The organism is Enterococcus sp. AZ079 (assembly GCF_050547255.1).
Lineage (GTDB): Bacteria > Bacillota > Bacilli > Lactobacillales > Enterococcaceae > Enterococcus_D > Enterococcus_D casseliflavus.
Map to the genome: position 1 here is coordinate 2,257,734 of NZ_CP172955.1, position 17,230 is coordinate 2,274,963.

General features: G+C 44.0%; 15 protein-coding genes. 1 reads left to right on the forward strand and 14 read right to left on the reverse strand.

Features of this window, described 5'->3' with window-relative positions; translation table 11 throughout:
- Positions 1-26: 26 nt before the first annotated feature.
- Positions 27-1,298 (reverse strand): extracellular solute-binding protein, encoded by a 1,272-nt coding sequence (locus tag IGJ15_RS10790; protein ID WP_201688730.1) that lies wholly within the window; start codon positions 1,296-1,298, stop codon positions 27-29.
- A gap of 254 nt (positions 1,299-1,552) precedes the next feature.
- Here IGJ15_RS10790 and IGJ15_RS10795 point away from each other — a divergent pair, with 254 nt between their 5' ends.
- Positions 1,553-2,551: a LacI family DNA-binding transcriptional regulator gene (locus IGJ15_RS10795; protein WP_201688727.1), complete on the forward strand. Its 999-nt coding sequence runs from the start codon at positions 1,553-1,555 to the stop codon at positions 2,549-2,551.
- 82 nt (positions 2,552-2,633) lie between these two features.
- Here IGJ15_RS10795 and IGJ15_RS10800 read toward each other — a convergent pair whose 3' ends face one another.
- The 13 genes from IGJ15_RS10800 to IGJ15_RS10860 all read right to left on the reverse strand — a co-directional run bounded on the left by IGJ15_RS10800 (position 2,634) and on the right by IGJ15_RS10860 (position 17,141).
- Complete coding sequence (locus IGJ15_RS10800; protein WP_086294879.1) at positions 2,634-3,155, reverse strand: GNAT family N-acetyltransferase; 522 nt, start codon at positions 3,153-3,155, stop codon at positions 2,634-2,636.
- Between the two features lie 17 nt (positions 3,156-3,172).
- Positions 3,173-3,934, reverse strand: a complete 762-nt coding sequence (locus tag IGJ15_RS10805) for a YibE/F family protein (RefSeq protein ID WP_167822994.1) — start codon at positions 3,932-3,934, stop codon at positions 3,173-3,175.
- Positions 3,931-4,962 carry a YibE/F family protein gene (locus IGJ15_RS10810; protein WP_430599069.1) on the reverse strand — a complete coding sequence of 344 codons (1,032 nt, stop codon included), beginning with the start codon at positions 4,960-4,962 and terminating at the stop codon, positions 3,931-3,933. The genes IGJ15_RS10805 and IGJ15_RS10810 overlap by 4 nt, the downstream gene beginning before the upstream one ends.
- A gap of 168 nt (positions 4,963-5,130) precedes the next feature.
- A complete protein-coding gene (locus IGJ15_RS10815; protein WP_015509314.1) occupies positions 5,131-6,090 on the reverse strand; it encodes a D-2-hydroxyacid dehydrogenase in 960 nt (319 codons plus the stop codon).
- Positions 6,087-7,418, reverse strand: a complete 1,332-nt coding sequence (locus IGJ15_RS10820) for an APC family permease (RefSeq protein ID WP_010747783.1) — start codon at positions 7,416-7,418, stop codon at positions 6,087-6,089. The genes IGJ15_RS10815 and IGJ15_RS10820 overlap by 4 nt, the downstream gene beginning before the upstream one ends.
- 123 nt (positions 7,419-7,541) lie before the next feature.
- Positions 7,542-8,762, reverse strand: coding sequence for an MFS transporter (locus IGJ15_RS10825; RefSeq protein WP_010747782.1), 1,221 nt, complete (start codon positions 8,760-8,762; stop codon positions 7,542-7,544).
- Positions 8,763-8,950: 188 nt separating this feature from the next.
- Positions 8,951-9,550, reverse strand: coding sequence for a YczE/YyaS/YitT family protein (locus IGJ15_RS10830; RefSeq protein WP_005225521.1), 600 nt, complete (start codon positions 9,548-9,550; stop codon positions 8,951-8,953).
- A gap of 107 nt (positions 9,551-9,657) precedes the next feature.
- Positions 9,658-11,142, reverse strand: a complete 1,485-nt coding sequence (locus tag IGJ15_RS10835) for a response regulator transcription factor (protein ID WP_005225520.1) — start codon at positions 11,140-11,142, stop codon at positions 9,658-9,660.
- Entirely contained in the window at positions 11,135-12,883 is a 1,749-nt protein-coding gene (locus IGJ15_RS10840) for a sensor histidine kinase (RefSeq protein ID WP_074535017.1), read from the reverse strand. Before IGJ15_RS10840 ends, IGJ15_RS10835 begins: the two co-directional genes overlap by 8 nt.
- Entirely contained in the window at positions 12,876-13,496 is a 621-nt protein-coding gene (locus IGJ15_RS10845) for a DUF624 domain-containing protein (RefSeq protein ID WP_154694300.1), read from the reverse strand. Before IGJ15_RS10845 ends, IGJ15_RS10840 begins: the two co-directional genes overlap by 8 nt.
- Positions 13,497-13,774: 278 nt before the next feature.
- Positions 13,775-15,244, reverse strand: coding sequence for an ABC transporter substrate-binding protein (locus IGJ15_RS10850; RefSeq protein WP_154694299.1), 1,470 nt, complete (start codon positions 15,242-15,244; stop codon positions 13,775-13,777).
- A 27-nt stretch (positions 15,245-15,271) separates the two neighbouring features.
- Positions 15,272-16,192, reverse strand: a complete 921-nt coding sequence (locus tag IGJ15_RS10855) for a carbohydrate ABC transporter permease (RefSeq protein WP_005225516.1) — start codon at positions 16,190-16,192, stop codon at positions 15,272-15,274.
- Between the two features lie 13 nt (positions 16,193-16,205).
- A complete protein-coding gene (locus IGJ15_RS10860; RefSeq protein ID WP_005225515.1) occupies positions 16,206-17,141 on the reverse strand; it encodes an ABC transporter permease in 936 nt (311 codons plus the stop codon).
- Positions 17,142-17,230 lie beyond the last annotated feature (89 nt).

Consider the following 17,230-nt stretch of genomic DNA (forward strand, 5'->3'; position numbering starts at 1 on the left):
GAAACGTTTGTCCTTGAGACGACTTTCTAGTTTTGAATTGCCGCAATGGCTGATTTGATCTGTTCGACTGCTTGTGGTAAAGCTGTTTTCGGTTCAGCCTTTCCAGTAGCAATGGTTTGCAATGCGGCATCCATTGGTTCCCATACTGAATTCATTTCAGTGATCCCAGGCGTTAGTTCTGCGTGTTGGGACTGAGCGGCAATGGCTGCAGCACTTTCACTTTCTTGAACTGCTGGATCATCTGCCAATGAAGCAACCGCTGGTACTTCCTGTGTTTTTTCATAACGACCTTTTGAATTTTCTTCATTGCTGATAAATTTGACGAATGCTTCAGCTAATTCAGGGTTTTGGGAATAGCTACTTACGTTGTAGCTTTTGACACCGATAAAGGAGCCCATATGTTCACCATTGCCTAATAATGGCAATTCTTTCACACCATAGTCGATGCCCGCTTCTTTATATGGAGACAAGTTCCATGGTCCCGAGATGACAGCGGCAGCTTTTCCTTCCGTAAATAAAGAGTCCAACACATTGATTCCTTGTTCACCGACCAATCCCGATGGAAAAACACCTGCATCATAAAATTGTTGGATATAGTCTGCTCCTTCGATCGCGCCTTCATTAGCTAATCCAATATCTTCAGGGTCATAGGATCCATCGGCATTCTCGCCAAAAACATAACCGCCATAACCGCTCAATACACCTTGTGCGTAATAAATTTGATCCCATAATGCCAGTAACCCATAACTGTCAGCATCTAAGACAGACTTGGAATACTCCAGCCACTCATCCGTTGTCTGTGGCAAGTCTTCTTCGGAAATTAGTTCTTTGTTATAATACAAAATTTGTGTTTCAACCGCTTTTGGTAAGCCGTAGACTTTGCCGTCAACGATTTGCGATTGCATTGCTGATTCTGTATACAGCTCTTGTAGCGTTTGATCGACTGTTAATTCTTTCAACAAACCTTCGGTAACGGCTGTACCGATTTGATCGCCAGGAATCGTGATGACATCCGCACCTGTACCAGCGGGTCCATCCAATCGTAAATCTTCGATCTGTCCACCATAGGCTTTTTCGACCACTTTGATCGTCACATCGTGTTCTTCTTCAAATTGTTTGACTGCCTCTTCAATCCCAGCTGATTTTGCTTGGTCTTCCCAGACCAATAGATCATAGTCCTTATCGCTGCCACTATTTGCTGCAGTACTATCTGTCCCTTCACTTTGTGGACCGCAAGCACCTAATCCTAAAGCTGCTACACTTAAAAAAAGAACTCGAGACATTTTTTTCATCATCATTTCTCCACCTTTTCTTTATTTTGCAAACGCTATCTTCTTGTTTATAATAAATTATTTTACTTAATATGTAAATAGTTTTACTAAATTAATTTCTTCAACGAAGTAAATAAACGGATAAAATCAAGGTTTATCTCACAAATATTTTTTCAAAATACCACCACGCTCTAAATTTTCACTATTCAGTAAATATATTTAGTAAATTCATTTACTTGGTAAAGTTGTTAGCGTATACTAGAAGAAAGAGGTGAAGAAGATTGGTTACAATAAAAAAAATTGCCGAGCAATCAGGCTTTTCACAAGCGACTGTTTCCCGATTATTGAAAGGCGACGAATCATTGTCGATCGCAGCCGATACGCGTCAAAAAATTATTCATACCGCTTTATCACTAGGTTATGATCGCTCAAAAATAAAAACAACACTAGAAAAAATCGCCGTCCTTTTCTGGCTGACAGAACAAGAAGAGCTGCAAGATGTCTATTTTCGACAATTGCGTATCTCTTTAGAAAAATATGCGAAAATCAACAATTTGGAAATTCAACTGATCACCCATGAAGATGATGTTTTAGAAACACTGCAAGAAGTCGCCGGATTTATTGGGATTGGCTCTTTCACTGAGAATGAAACGCAGCAGTTCAAATCCGTTTGCCCCTATGGCGTCCTTTTGGAAATCAACCCCTGTCCAGAGCTGTTCGATACGGTCAAACCTGATACTGATCGAATGACGCAACTGGCGATCGATCTATTTTTAACAAAAGGATACCGAAAGATCGGCTTTATTGGTGGTGCTTATCTAAATCCTGATACCCAATGTGCAGAAATGGATAGTCGCGAGGTCATCTTCCGTCAAACGCTGGCTCGTCGAGATGCGCTCGATGAGGCGTTCTTATTTAGTGGTGGCAATTTTTCCGTTGAAACCGGCTATCGTTTGGCGAAAAAAATGGTGGAATCCCTTGGTGACAATTTGCCAGAGGCGCTCTTTGTGGCTTCTGACACCATCGCAGTTGGTGTGCTCCAAGCGTTAAATGAACGATCCATCATCATTCCTGATCGCTTGGAATTAATCAGTATCAACGACAATGAGATCGCAAAATTTGTGGCTCCCCCTCTAACAACGTTTAAAATTGATGTGGAGGAAATCGCCAAAACCGCGATCGATTTATTGGTGGATCAGATCGTTCATCCTCGAGCGATCACCAAAACAGTCCTTTTAGGGGCTGAACTCATCGAACGAAAAAGCTTTACGCAAGCATAAAAAACGCCCCTAGAAAGTTAGAAAAAGCTAACTTTCTAAGGGCGTTTCATTGTCTAAATCGAAAAAAGCATTCTTACGTTTTTCACATCTCTTTCGCCACAGCATACACAAGATGCGGCATGTCCACTTGCCGATAGTGTTTGACAAAGCGATCCACCAGCTTCATTCCATTGCGCAATGCCACATTTATGGAGGCTTGATTGGTCTCACGAATGATCGAATAAACAATGGCGGCATTCAGCGTTGCAAACGCATAGCCTTTACAAGCCTGGGCGGCTTCTGTGGCAAACCCATGATGCCAGAAGTTCTTTTGAAACAAGTACCCAATTTCTAAAACGGCTTCTCCCTTGACGTCTTGCCATGTCAACCCGCATTGACCGATCGCTTGCCCGGATGCTTTCTCAATCACTAGCCACAAGCCAATGTGATCGTTTTGATAGCGTTGCAGCTGTTTGTCGATCCAACCAGTGACTTCTTGCTCACTGAAGGGTCCTTCATAGGCAATCATAACTTCTGGATCTTGCAAAATCTTTTCAATCGCTGGTCGATCGTCATGACTCATTTCTCGCAGGACTAATCGCTTAGTTTCAATTAGTGGTTCCATGGTGGTTGCGCCCCTTCCTATTCCATTCGGTTTCTTTTCAAAAAATACCAACTTGCTGCCCATGCGGTGATGGGTAAAATAATCACCGCTGCCAGACCCGTGACCAAACAAACGACCAATTCTGAGACGAACGCCTTCGAATTGACCATTTCACCAAAGGAGATCGACAAATCTTGAAACCACGCAATCAACGCCAGATTACTTCCCATAAAGGCAAACAATAAGGTATTGATCGTTGAAGACAATACGTCTGATACCACGGTCATACTACTTTTACTTAATGCCTTGATCGAGACTTGCGGGTTTGCTTGAAAAAGTTCATAGGTCGCAGTGCTGATTGCCATACTCCCATCTGCCACCGCCCCCGAAAAACTCATCAAAATGATCGCAGTCATCAATGTCTTAAAATCGATGGCTACATCAAAGGAATACATCGCCAACTCATCCAGTTCCTCTGCCGAAAACCCATGCAGATTCATTGCAGAGAGCACAAGCGGAAATAGTAGTAGAAAAAGCCCTAGGAAGACCAACACACAGACAAAGGCAATTTTGGTTTTCTGATTGACGCCGTTCACGAAAAACAAGGTGATCGCCGCCACGGCTAAAAAGGCAACACAAGCCGCTGGTATGATCGGTGCCCCTCGGTCAATCAGGACCAGAAGCGCTAGAAAGACAGCCACATTCATAAACAGACCAGTGACTTGAAACAGCCCTTCGATCCGAAAAACAGCGAAAGTCAGCAAGAGAAAAAGCAAGCTCAACACAAACAAAACATTCATCTTGCTTTCCTCCTTTGTAGTTCAAAGCAAAGGAGCGTCAACGGTACCGATAAAACCAGCGCAAAGCCGCCGCATAATGTACGCACTATTTCTAAAGAAAGATGCATCGGCAATGCTTGCGACAGCAGCCAGCCATTTGCTAGGTAAAACAATAGCGCTGGCATACTCCCACTTAAATAAGCAAACAACAAGACATTGATCATCGAAGAAGTCGTATCTTGCGCGATGGATCGACCGATCGCTAATCGTTCCTTGCGGCTAGTCTGGGGATTGATGCGCTGGATCTCATCTAGACTGGCAATCAGCATGACAATATTGTCCATGCTGGCACCAATCGCGCCAATCAGCAGACTCCCTAGATAGACACTGCGATACGGACGGGTCAGAAACGACATTTCTTCATAGCGCAACCCATGATCTTGCAAAAGATCCATGGCGAACCGACAGAGAAAAAACGCCAAGAGGACGCTGGCTAACGAGGCAATGATTTTACGGCTGTCGATCGTACGAAAGCCACAGGAAATCCCCATCGTCAAAACCAACGAGACGATCGTAAAAACGATCATCAAAAAGACCAATGAAAAGGAGCTGTTGCCTTTGTGAAACCACAGAAAAAGGAGCAGCAAGCCAGTATTCACAAAGATACTAAGTAAAGCCCGCAAGCCCTTTTTGCCACCAATTGCGACTACTGCCATCAAAAATAAGGCAAGGAAGAAAAAGAGATACCCATCCCGTTTTTGTGCTTGTATCTGCCAGCCATCCCCTTCTTTTTGCAAAAGCAGCTGTTGTCCGGTCTGATACAACGGATGAATCGCACCGTTGGGGGTGTATTGCGTAGTGACTGTCCGTAGTACCCCAGCTTCTTCTCCGTTACGAACGATCCCTTGGATCTGCTGCTGGTCGGCGGCGACTTGAACCGTTTGTACTTCTATGATCGGCTGTGCATAAAAGCGGCTGCTTTGGGTTTGGATCAGCCAGCTCAAGACCAGCACGCTAACAAAGGCCGCTAGATAATAATACTTTTTCAAGACCGTCTCCTTTCATTTTCAGCAAAAAAAGACTTAGACAAACCACCAGTCCTACGACCAATCACCTTGTGAGGCTGGATGACTGGTCGAAATGGTTACTGTGTCGGCGAGACTAACTGCTTTGCTAGTCGCCTGTTTTGTCAAAGTCCTTTTACTTGCTCGTTTTGATTACACGACATTTTGCGGTGTACCTGCTTTAAAGCCGCTTAAGTTCGCCACAGCGATCCCCATCAAACGACGCCGCGTTTCGACGGGTGCCCAAGCGATATGCGGTGTCAAATAGCAATTTGGCGCCTGTAATAAGGGATTGTCAGCTGCGATCGGTTCTTTTGAAACGACATCTGCCGCCAAGGCTGCGATCTGCCCAGTTTGCAGTGCTTCAGCAACTGCCGCTTCATCGATCAAGCCGCCACGGGCGGTATTGATCAGGATCGCAGAAGATTTCATTTGTGCCAATGCGGTGCGATCGATCATTTTTTCTGTCTCAGGAAACTGCGGAACATGAAGGCTGATGATATCTGCTTCTTGATACAATTCCGCCAGCGAAACTTGTTTTGCCCAATCCGCTTGTGCTGGTTTTGGTCGATGATTAAAGTAGATCACCTTCAGCTGAAACGCATGAGCGATCGTGGCAACTGCTTGAGCAATCGCACCATATCCAATCAGCCCAATCGTTTTGCCTGCCAATTCCATCAATGGTGTCTGCCAATAAGAAAAATCTTTGCTGGTTTGCCAGTCGCCCTGATGCACGGAACGATTATGGTGTCCCACTTGATTCGTCACTTCCAGCAGCAAAGCAAAGGTCGCTTGTGCCACTGCATTTGTACTGTAGCTAGGAATATTGGTCACGGTGATTCCCTGTTCCTTCGCTGCTGCCAAATCAACGACATTGTATCCAGTTGCCAAGACCCCAATGTAGGTCAATTGCGGACATGCTTTGAGCACATCTGCGGTGATCGGCGTTTTATTTGTCAAAATTGCTTCGGCATCGCCGATTCGCTCAATAATTTCTTGTTTATCTGTATACGAGGTACGATCATACACCGTCACCTCTCCTAATTCTTCAAACCCTTGCCAAGACAAATCTCCTGGATTCAACGCATAGCCATCAAGTACAACGATCTTCATTCTTTCGCTCCTCTCGCTTTTCCTTTTGCTTTTCCATAAAAAACGGGAATTCCTAGTAATGTCACGCCAATTCCCACGACTGCTAACCACGTGTCAGTGATCAAGGTCATGATCAAGATAAAACAGCCACCTAAGATCGCAATCAAGGGAATGATTGGATAGAAGGGAACTTTATACGGACGCTTCATCTGCGGTTCTGTTTTTCGCAAACGAAAAACTCCTACAAATAATAATACACTAAAGAACCACATAACAAAAACCAGCATATCGGTCAAGAGATCAAAGGTGCCTAAAAGCATCATGATACACGCGATCCCTAATTGTAAAAAAGCCGCCGCATAGGGTGCATTGGTGGTTTTACTTAAAGTGGCAAAGGTCTTGCTGAAAGGAATCTCATCTTCCAACGCCATGGCATAGGGGACCCGCAAGCCAGTCATTGTATAGCCGTTCAATGCGCCATACACAGAGATCAGGATACCGATCGTGACCAGTTTTCCGCCAAAGCTACCAAACAAGGCCATCGCAGTTTCTGAAGCACTGTTCAAATTACCAGCGATTTGATCGATCGGCAATGTTTTTAAAAAGGCAACATTGATCAACACATACACCAAGGTAACAAAACTCAACCCAAAGATGATGGCTTTTGGTAAATCTTTTTCGGGTCGCTTCATTTCCCCAGCGACATTACCGACTCCCATCCAGCCGTCATAAGCAAAAAGGGTTGCTAAGAGGGCACTACTGATGCCAGCTGCAAGCGATCCTTGAGTATTGGAAGAAAAATCCACCAATGAGACCGATACTTGCCCTGGTGTCAACAGGCCCGCCACGATGATCACCGCAATCGGAATCAGCTTGACTGCTAACGTGACGGACTGGACTTGAGCAGCGGCTTTTGTTCCCAAAAGATTGATCAAGGTCACACTCGTTCCGGTCAAAATCGATAAAGGAAGCAAATAATTGCTGGGTAGATGAAATAAGTTCAAACACTGGGTCGCAAAAATAATACTTAAAGCCGCCACGTTTGCTGGAAAGTAAATGATACTTTGTGCCCAGCCTAATAAAAAGGAGGGTAATTTCCCATAAATTCTTTCAATATATCGAATGGGTCCGCCAGTCTCAGGAATCGCCGTCGCTAACTCCGCCACCGTCAAACCGCCGCAAATCGTTAGAAAGCCGGCAAGCAGCCAGACCAACAATGTCAAACCGGTGGATTGGGTCTGCTGGACCACAGCCGCTGCTTTGAAAAACACGCCGGCGCCGATCACCGTTCCCATTACTGTCGATAATGCCCCAAAAAAACTGATTTCTTTTTTCAATTGACTTTTCACAACATCACTTCCTTTTTAAATGAATAAGTCAAAGTATAGCGGATAGAAACTATCTTGACTAGAGGAATTTCAGAAAACAAAAAGCAAATACCATGAAAAGACGGCATTTGCTTCAAAATTTTTTTATTCTTTTGTGGATTCTTGAAAAACCAGCAACGGAAGCTGTCGTTTTTTGTGCATTTGTTGAACCAAATAAATTCCTGCCAGCAAGATGATCGGGAAAACGATCGCCCCTAGAATCCCAACCTGCAGCTGTTGTCCCGTCCATTCGACGATACTGCCGACGACAGCGGGTCCGATTGAACACCCTAAATCTCCTGCTAATGCCAAATAAGCAAATAGCGCCGTTCCGCCGTTGCGAATGTATTGCGCAGAAAGACTAAAGACCCCTGGCCACATGATCCCTACGGCAAAACCGCTTAAGCCGCAGCCAAGGAACCCGATCAATGGCAATGAAGCAAAGCCGATCATCATATACGCCAGTAGGCAAAGCAAAACACTCAAAAACATAAAGCGTTTCAAATCGATGCGTTCCCCAAACTTGCCGTAAAGCAAGCGGGAGATCCCCATCATCAAGGCAAAAACCATTGGCCCTGCTAAATCGCCTAGCGTCTTACTAACGCCTAAGCCCTGTTCGGCAAAGGTCGATGCCCATTGGCTGACTGCTTGTTCGCTGGCTCCAGCACAGACCATCATCACCAGAAACAGCCAAAAGCTTTTCAAGGAAAAGAGCTGCCGAGTGGTCAACCCTCGTTCTCCTTCGGCAACGATTGGCGCCAACGGGACTTTGGTAAAGAAAAACAAATTGACCAACGGGATCAGTGCCCAGATGATCGCCAAAATCGGCCACTGTTGAATACCGAACACCATGAAGAACGCCGTTGAGAACAAAACGACCCCCACGTACCCCCAGCAATAAAACGAGTGCAGCATGCTCATCGTTTTTTCCTTATGTTCCGTTGGACAGGCTTCAACGATGGGACTGACTAAGACTTCCAGCAAGCCACCGCCAATGGCATACAACAAAACCGCTGCTAACAATCCGCTAAACGGGGTCGGAAACCATAAGGGAAAAACGGCTAGACCAATCAAGCCGATCGCTGCAAAAAAATGCGCGGCTACGATCGACACTCGATAGCCGATGCGGTCTACAAAAAAGATTGCTGCAAAATCGACGGCTAACTGGGTCAAAAAGTTAAAACTAACCAGCAAAGTAATCTGGCTGATCGGTAGCTGGTATTGGCTTTGAAAGGTCAAAAATAATAAGGGGGCAAAATTATTGATGACGGCTTGAACGATGTACCCTACAAAGCAAGCCGCAATCGTCGAACGATAACTTTTCATTTTCACTTCTCCTTTACTCGTCTTATCAGTATACCAAGTCCAATAAGACAGTAACCATGGAGAAAACACTTTTTTTACCCAGAGAATCTTAAGGAAATCAGGATTTTTCTTCCCTCAGATAATTCCCTTAAATGGAAGCAGCAAAAAAGCTGTCCTCACAGACAGCTTTTTCCGACTTATTCTCAAGGCTAGGCGTTTTTCTTCCGAGCAGCGATGGTTTTCATGGTGGCTTCAAAGATTGGGCCAATAAAGACGATACACAAGAGAGTACCTAACCCAACACTGGCGCCTAGCGCAAAACCGATCAAGACCATGGCTGCATCCAAGCCGATACGGATCGTTTTTTGCGTCAATTTGCTTCGTTTGTAGATCAAGGCAGTCAAGGCTTCTAACGCCGCTGATCCCTTGTTGGAAGAAACGTAGATACCAGCGCCGATCCCAAATAAGATCGGTGCTGCGAAAATAGCGATCCAAGGATAAAAAGGCAAATGAATCGATACTTTGTCCATCACTGGTTCAAAGATCCCGATCAACAGGCCTAAGCCGATCCCGTTGATAAAACTGCCAATGCCTAATTCGGCACGATCAAAGACTGCAACAATCAACAAAACAATAATATTAAAACACAAACTGGCAATCCAAAAAGGGACATCGACGAAATTCAAAATTCCTAGTAAAAACGTACTGATCGTATCATATCCTTGATGGGCGGTGATCAATAAGGAAATGGCCAACGCAATCAGCCCGGTACCTATCAAAACTTGTGCAAATTTTTTGGTTTCTTTCACAACATCACGCTCTCTTCTTTATTTTTCCTCTCTTAGTTTACCGTGAAAGCGTCACAATTACTATCATTTAATCACAAAAACCAGATTTTTTTTGAAGAAATCTAAATTCAATCAAGAGATTCATAATGCTGTTCATAGGTATCGCGAAACTCTTTGGGGGTCAGACCATTCAATTTCTTAAACATTTTGGAAAAATAATTGGTATTGTTGTAACCAATACGATCGCCGATCTCACTGATCGTGGCTTTCGAATGAAGCAGCAGCTGCTGGGCTTGCTTGATCCGCACCAGATTGACGTACTGATTAAAACTCATTTCCGTTTCTTTCTTAAAGAGCTGCCCCAAATAAACGACACTGACATGCAGTTCTTCAGCCGCTGATTTGACCGTCAAATCATGGGTATAGCCTTCTTCGATCAACTGGATCGTCTTTTGAACGATCTCTGAATAGCGTTTTTGCGGCGGCTGCGATTTCGCCAACTCCAGCACATCATCAAAGAGCTGCCGCAAATCTGCCAGTGTATTAGACTCACGAATCCGTGCCAAAATCTGTTCATGGTTTTCGTGGGAAAGTACTGGCAGCTGCCGATAAATATCATTGAACAACAAGAACGAAACATAGCGAACATGCTCAGGGTCTGCTTGGGTTTGTTCCAAAATAGCGAACATTTTATCCAGCTCATGTTGGATCGTTTTGACATCCCCAATGGTCAGTGCTTTGTTAAAAGATAGAAACGGGAGTTCTTCGTTTCGCTCTAAAATATCCACGTGGATCGTCTGTTCTTGTAAGAACAGATCTGGGTAGAAGGCTTGCAGTGACTGAACCTGCTTGATTTTTTCATAGGCTTTATACAAATTCTCCCACTCGTTGATGGTCTCGCTCATAATCAACTGCCAGTCAGTACTATTGAGCTGCTGTGCCAGTGCTTTTAGATCAGCGTTGATTTGCTGCCTTGGTCCAGCAGCAGTAATGATCACTTGGTTTTCATCTAATCGCCCTGGTAAGATCAATGGCTGATCGTGTTGCTGAAAAAACGTCGTGATTTTTTGTAAGATCTCAGCAGTCCCATTGAACTGCAAAACGGTAAAGGGTGCTGCTAGTGGCACCCGCTGTTGCGCCAGCAAATGGAGGTACTCGCTTTCGTTCAATTCATCATTCAACCAAAGCAGCAGGCTTGATTCTTGATACAGTTCTTTTTCTGCCAACAGTTTTTGCTGCTCCTCTAACTCAGCTGCAATTGCTTGTACACTGCTGCGTAGTTCTTCTTTGTTAACAGGTTTGACGAGATAATTACGCACACCTAACGCCATGCCTTGTTTGACAAAGGCAAACTCCTGATAGCCTGATAGAATGATCGAGAAAAATCGATTCCCAAACGCTTGTGCTTGGCGGATCATATCGATGCCGTTCATTTCTGGCATCCGAATATCCGTGATCAGCAAATCAACGGAATGCTCTTGCAAGTACTCGAGGGCTTCACTAGCACTTTTCGCTGTATGCACCACCTCAAAGCCCAGTTCTTGCCAAGGCAAGATCATTTGCAGCCCCTGCAAGATCATGTATTCATCATCAACGAACATTGCTTTATACATCTGTCTCATGCCCCCTTTGCAAACGTTTCTCATCTAAGCGGATCTTGACCGTAAACCCAGCACCTGCCTGAGATGTAACGTCCATTTGATAGGCGCTGTTGAACATACCCCGCAACCGTTCGTGAACATTTTTGATCCCGATCGAGGTTTGGGCTCCGATCTCCTGATTTTGCAGTTCTTCTTGGATCATCGCCAACTGCTGTGCATCTGCGCCTTTGCCGTTGTCTTTGACCTCAATCACGATCTGATCGACTTCTTTATAAGCCTTGATACTGATGGCATTATCATTGCGCTGATAATCGATGCCGTGAACAAAATAGTTTTCGACAAGCGGCTGCAGCGTGAACTTCGGCAATTCCAACTGTTCTAATGCCGAATCGATGGTTACATGATAGGCGATCTTATCTGGGTAGCGCATCTGAAACAAGTAGACATATTTTTCACAAAAATCGATTTCTTCTTTTAAGGTCTTCGTCTTTTCTTGCGTCGTATTGTTCCGTAGCAGTGCCGAAAAGGCATAGACGACATCCGCCAGCTCTTCTTGGTTGCGACTCAAGGCATACATTCGAATGTATTCTAACGTGTTATACAGAAAATGCGGATTGATCTGTGCTTGCAGCGCCCGCATATCGGCGTCTCGCTGCTTGATCTCTAACGTGTAGATGTCTTTGATATACTCGTTGATACTGTAAGTCATTTGATTGATGGCTTCTGCGATTTCTTTCAGCTCTTGTTGGACATTGGCGGTATCGATCCGCTTATCAAAATTCCCTTGACTGACTTCTTTCGTCGCATAGACGATCTGCTGTACTTGCGAGGTATAGCGCTTGAAGGTCCGATGGAGCACCCATAGGACTAATAAGAGAATCCCAATCCCAAAGCTAAAGATCCAAATGGCGCTAGAAAAAATATCCCGCCAGATCACACCTTTTGACAACAAGATCAGTGATAACTCTCCGCTGACGGTCGTTTGTTTTTTGATATAAAAGTCTTTCGACAGAGTGTCGTGAATAGTTCCATGAGCCACCGCCTGATCAATTTTCGCTAAGGTCTGCTTGCTAAGGTTCGCGGCATCCTTGTATAGCCGCTGACCATTGGAGGTATACAAAAAACTGTTAATACCATGCGCTTGGTTGTCTTCTTGTCGATTGGCTAAGACATCGTCTGAGTGAAAAATCACGTAGACTTGCCCTAACGGTTGCGCATAATTACTTGGTTGGGCGATCGAACGAACAAAAAACAGACGATTTTTCAAATCGATCTGCTTGCCGCTGCGTTTTTCTCCATAAGGGGTATCTGGGGTTGCCACTAGTGTCTCATTGCTTTCATCCAGTTGAATAATGATCTCTTCGATACTAGGATGATTACGGATCAAGCGATAGAGGATGTTTGGCAAATACACACTTTGACCCGTCTGGCGAAAAATATCATTACTATAGGAAAAATAGTCTGGCAATGAAAGCTGTAAATAATTGCGCAGCGATTCAAAAGCAGTATCCGAACTGGTAAATTCGCCTAATACCGTTGAGACGACCGCGTTTTGATCCTGCACGTATGCATCCAGCTGCATACTGGTGGCTTCCACGAGGCGTTCGCTGCTATTGAAGCGGTCTGCCCCAGTATATGCCGTCAGAACCAGCATGATAATAATCGAGATGATCACCAAAAGGACGCTATACAACTGCATCAACTGATTGATCAAAAAGTCATGTTTAAACAAACGAAAGCGCTGCTTAGTCATGTGCCAAGTCCCGATCAATGACGGTTTTTTCCTGACTGATCGCCACATGGCACCACAAAATCAATAGACTAAAGGTTCCAAAGAGCAAGAGCCCTTTCATCATCCAAGTAAAAGCGAAAATACTGGCAATCCCCACTAACAATTTTAGAAAGGTCGCCATATGAAGAAACAGACACACGAAGGACAATTTCAGGTTATTCCACAAGGAAATCTCATAGGATGTGTCAAAAACCACACTTAGTAAGTACAGTAAGATACTCAATCCGCTGACGACAACTAAAACAAAAGTGATCATCAGCCAAATCAAGCCTTGGATCTGGGTAGCTAAATACAAGTTATACACTAAGAAACCTGTCAGTAGGAAGAAAAGATAAAACTGTTTATTGGCTTTGACAAAGACGCTGCGCCAAATGCGCCATGCGCTGCGAAAGCTTTGATGCTCATAATTTAGTCCGTCTTCATGGATCAAGGTACTAATGGTATGAAACGCTGGACCGATCCCTAAGATTCCGCCACCTGCCAATGTCAATACGACGAAAAACAAATTCAACTTCACGATCGCCCAAATCAAGCGAAAGCCCTTGACCAACCCACTATTTGCTGTTTCTTCCATTTAAAATTCCTCCCTTATTTGTTCCCTATCGAAAATGTAGCATGATTTTAGCTTCCTACTCAAGCTACCTGAGAATCTTTTAATGCTATGTACGTTTTAGAGGCACTATGCTTGCTGCTTGAAGGTTAAAAAACAAAAGTAACGTTATTTTTTCATCAAAGATTTCGCTACTTACTTTAAAGAAAAAGCAGCCAGAAGCTAGACGTGGGAACCATTGGTCCTGATGCGTTTAGCCTCCGGCTTACTTGATCTATTGATTGGTGAGCGGCGCCTGTTGCTTATTCTTGGCTTGCACGATACTCATCAAATTGTTTTTGCATTTCATCGCGGACCTTCTCCCAGCCAGCGGTTTTTAATTCTTCGTTTAGTTTCGGAACATTTTCTTCTGGATCGATCGTTCCCGTTGCTAAACTTGCTTTGTAACGGTTCATGACATTGGCGATATTCGTGATTTCTGTTTTCACATTATCAGTCTTGAAGTTGAACCCTAAGATTGGTGATGCTTCAGCGTTAGCAATATTTTCATCACGCTCTTTGATCATATCGTCTGTGATGGATTCTTGTGTATAAAGGATCATGTTGTTCCCAGTGTTCCAAGCAGCCATCCGGGTATTTGGCAAGTAGCCATCAAGGAGACGGATTTTGTTGTCTTCGCCCTCGATTTTTTCCCATGCTTCGCCTTCGACACCCCAAACCAATCCATTCAACAATTCAGGATCGCTGTTCAACAAGCCCAACACTTCCACTGCTTTTTCTTTGTTTTTCGAAACATTCGCTACGACAAAGTTTGCCATTTGCGCTTGGCCTGTTGATTTTAATTGTTTCGTGATTGGGCGTGAAACCAATTCATGACCTGCGGCATTGCTTAAGATCGTATCGCCGTAATCCATTGGTCCTTGGGTTTCTTCACGCATGAACCATGTGTTGCCTTCTAATGGGTAACCAGTCGTATTAGTGGCTGCATCAGTTGGGATCAAGCCTTCGTTGTACCATTTGTGCATCAATTTCAAGTTTTCCATTTGTTCATCATCTTCGAATTGATTGATGATCTTCGTTGTATCGCCGTCCAATTTAACAGCAAATGGGTAATCTTTCCCGATCACATAATCATAGTTTCCAGAAACATTAAAGGTTTGTCCGATCGCAAACGGTGCGATGTTTGGTTCTTCTTCTTTAAACTTCTTCAACACGTCTTCGGCATCTGCATAAGATTCGATCCCGCTAATATCCAAATCATATTTATCTAAATACTCTTTATTGAAGGTCAAGACTTGTTGGGCATAAATATTGCCGTTGACTGGAAAGGCATATAATTTTCCGTCGATCGTATTGCCTTTGATATAAGATTCGTCTAATTGATCATACGCTTCTTTGGCATATTTTGGTGCTAACTCCGTCAAATCTGCATACGCGCCTTTTTGCGCATTCGCAACATAGTTTGAGGCAAAGGAAATATCGTAGTTTTCACCCGATGAAATGATGGTACTCATTTTTTGATCCCAATCACCCCAGCCGATATACTGCAGATCGATGCGAGCGTTGGTTTTTTCTTCAATGCGTTTATTGGCGATCTCCATTAATTGATCAAAGTTTTCTGGCTTGTCCCCGACTTGATACATCAATAAAGTCGTTACGCCGTCTGCATTGTTTTCTGAATTGGATGTTGCGCCGTTCGACCCACAGGCAGCCATTCCCAAAGTTGCCGCTGCGGCCATCCCAGCAAAAGCTGTTTTTTTCCACAAATTCATTTTTGTTTCCTCCCTATACTTATTTGATTATTCTTTGACGCCACCAATTGTCAGACCACCGACAAAATACCGTTGGAAGAATGGATAGGTGATCGCAATCGGTAAGGTTGCAACAACAACGATTGCCATGCGAGCAGTTTCGCTTGGCAAAGCGGCCAAACCGCCTTGGATCTGGGCAGCCATGCCGGAGCTTTTGGCTAGATAGTCCAAATTGCTTTGAATCCGCATCAAAAGTGCTTGTAACGGCACTAAAGAGTCTTTTTGAATATACAACAATGCATTGAACCAGTCGTTCCAATAGCCAAGAGCGGCAAATAGACTGATCGTCGCGATCCCTGGAACCGCTAACGGCAACACGATGGATAGAAAAATCTTCATTTCGCTGGCACCGTCGATGCGCGCAGATTCTATAATACTATCTGGTACCGTCTTTTTAAAGAAGGTCCGCATAACAAGGATATTAAAAGGCCCTAAGGCAAGGGGTAAAATCAATGCCCAAATCGTATCTTTCAATTGGATCAAGTTGACCATCACTAAGTAATTGGCAACCATCCCTGGCGCAAACAACATGGTGATCAAAGCGAAGATCGTAAAGAACCGACGGAATGGAAAATTTGAGCGAGAGATGACATAGGCATATAGCGAAGTCATCGTTGCATTGACGAAGGTACCAAAAACAGTGATAAAAATAGATACGCCAAATGCTTGGAAAATTTTGCTGCTCATTTGTCCGCTAAACAGGTAGGTATATGCTGCGAACGAAAATTCTTGTGGCCAAAAGCGATAGCCGTTTTCTGCCAAAGAGGTTTCACTGGTCAATGAGATCGCGATCACAAAGAGAAACGGCAAGACACAGGAAATCGCGAACAGACCGATCACGATATTAAAAATCAGGTTGACCGTTGGGTTAAAGGAGCGGATCTCGACTTTCGTTACTTTTTTCTTCATTTATCCATCCTCCTTAGAATAATGCTGAATCTGGTTCTAGTTTACGAACAACCAAATTCGCTGTTAGTAATAATAATGCCCCAACAACTGATTGATAAAGGCCGGCAGCTGCGGTCATCCCGAAGTCGCCTGTGGCAGTCAGTCCATTATAAATGTACGTATCTAAAACGGAGGTGACTTGGTACAACGCCCCAGAGTTTCGTGGGACTTGATAGAAAAGTCCGAAGTCGGCACGGAAGATCCCACCGATGTTCAAAATCAACAAGACGGAAATCATTGGAATCAGTTGTGGCAACGTCACATTTTTAATCTGCTGCCATTTGCTGGCACCATCGACCATCGCGGCTTCGTAATACGTTTGATCGATCCCGACCACTGACGCATAATAGATGATGCTGTTGTAACCTAAGCTCTTCCAGACATTCATAAAGACGAAAATAAACGGCCACCATTTCGGATCAGCATACCAGTTGATTCCTTCACCGCCCATACCCGTGATCCATTGGTTAATGATCCCTTTGTCTGGACTCAAAAAGGCATAGACAAAGTACGAAATAACCACCCAAGAAAGGAAGTACGGCAACAGGGACATCGTGTGATACACTTTTACCAAGCGCTTATTGCGCAGCTCACTCATAATAATGGCAAAGGCAATCGCAAAGAATAGGTTGAATGCTAAAAATACGATATTGTAGAGTAGGGTATTTCTAGTGATCAGCCAAGCATCATTGGATGCAAATAAAAATTTAAAGTTATCAAAGCCGACCCATGGGCTTTGTTTCAAACTGGCAAAAAAGCCGTCTGGTGAAATGTGGAAATCTTTGAACGCCACCACATTTGCGAATACAGGTATATAGAAAAAAAAGATAAACCAGACAACACCTGGCAAAGCCATCAATATTAACGCTTTGTATTGCCAGACATTCCTCCAAAACCCCTTTTTCTTCATATCTCATCATCTCCTTCATGCTACTAGAATAACGCTTTCATCCCTAAAAAATAAGGAACAAACTAAAGATAAAATGAAACAAATTAAAG

Bases quoted from the DNA above. Each gene is read 5' to 3' on its own strand.
- IGJ15_RS10815 (WP_015509314.1), bottom strand. From the start codon at position 6,090: ATGAAGATCGTTGTACTTGATGGCTATGCGTTGAATCCAGGAGATTTG.
- IGJ15_RS10825 (WP_010747782.1), bottom strand. From the start codon at position 8,762: ATGAAAAGTTATCGTTCGACGATTGCGGCTTGCTTTGTAGGGTACATC.
- IGJ15_RS10850 (WP_154694299.1), bottom strand. From the start codon at position 15,244: ATGAATTTGTGGAAAAAAACAGCTTTTGCTGGGATGGCCGCAGCGGCA.
- IGJ15_RS10805 (WP_167822994.1), bottom strand. From the start codon at position 3,934: ATGAATGTTTTGTTTGTGTTGAGCTTGCTTTTTCTCTTGCTGACTTTC.
- IGJ15_RS10835 (WP_005225520.1), bottom strand. From the start codon at position 11,142: ATGTATAAAGCAATGTTCGTTGATGATGAATACATGATCTTGCAGGGG.
- IGJ15_RS10855 (WP_005225516.1), bottom strand. From the start codon at position 16,192: ATGAAGAAAAAAGTAACGAAAGTCGAGATCCGCTCCTTTAACCCAACG.
- IGJ15_RS10845 (WP_154694300.1), bottom strand. From the start codon at position 13,496: ATGGAAGAAACAGCAAATAGTGGGTTGGTCAAGGGCTTTCGCTTGATT.
- IGJ15_RS10800 (WP_086294879.1), bottom strand. From the start codon at position 3,155: ATGGAACCACTAATTGAAACTAAGCGATTAGTCCTGCGAGAAATGAGT.
- IGJ15_RS10860 (WP_005225515.1), bottom strand. From the start codon at position 17,141: ATGAAGAAAAAGGGGTTTTGGAGGAATGTCTGGCAATACAAAGCGTTA.
- IGJ15_RS10840 (WP_074535017.1), bottom strand. From the start codon at position 12,883: ATGACTAAGCAGCGCTTTCGTTTGTTTAAACATGACTTTTTGATCAAT.
- IGJ15_RS10790 (WP_201688730.1), bottom strand. From the start codon at position 1,298: ATGATGATGAAAAAAATGTCTCGAGTTCTTTTTTTAAGTGTAGCAGCT.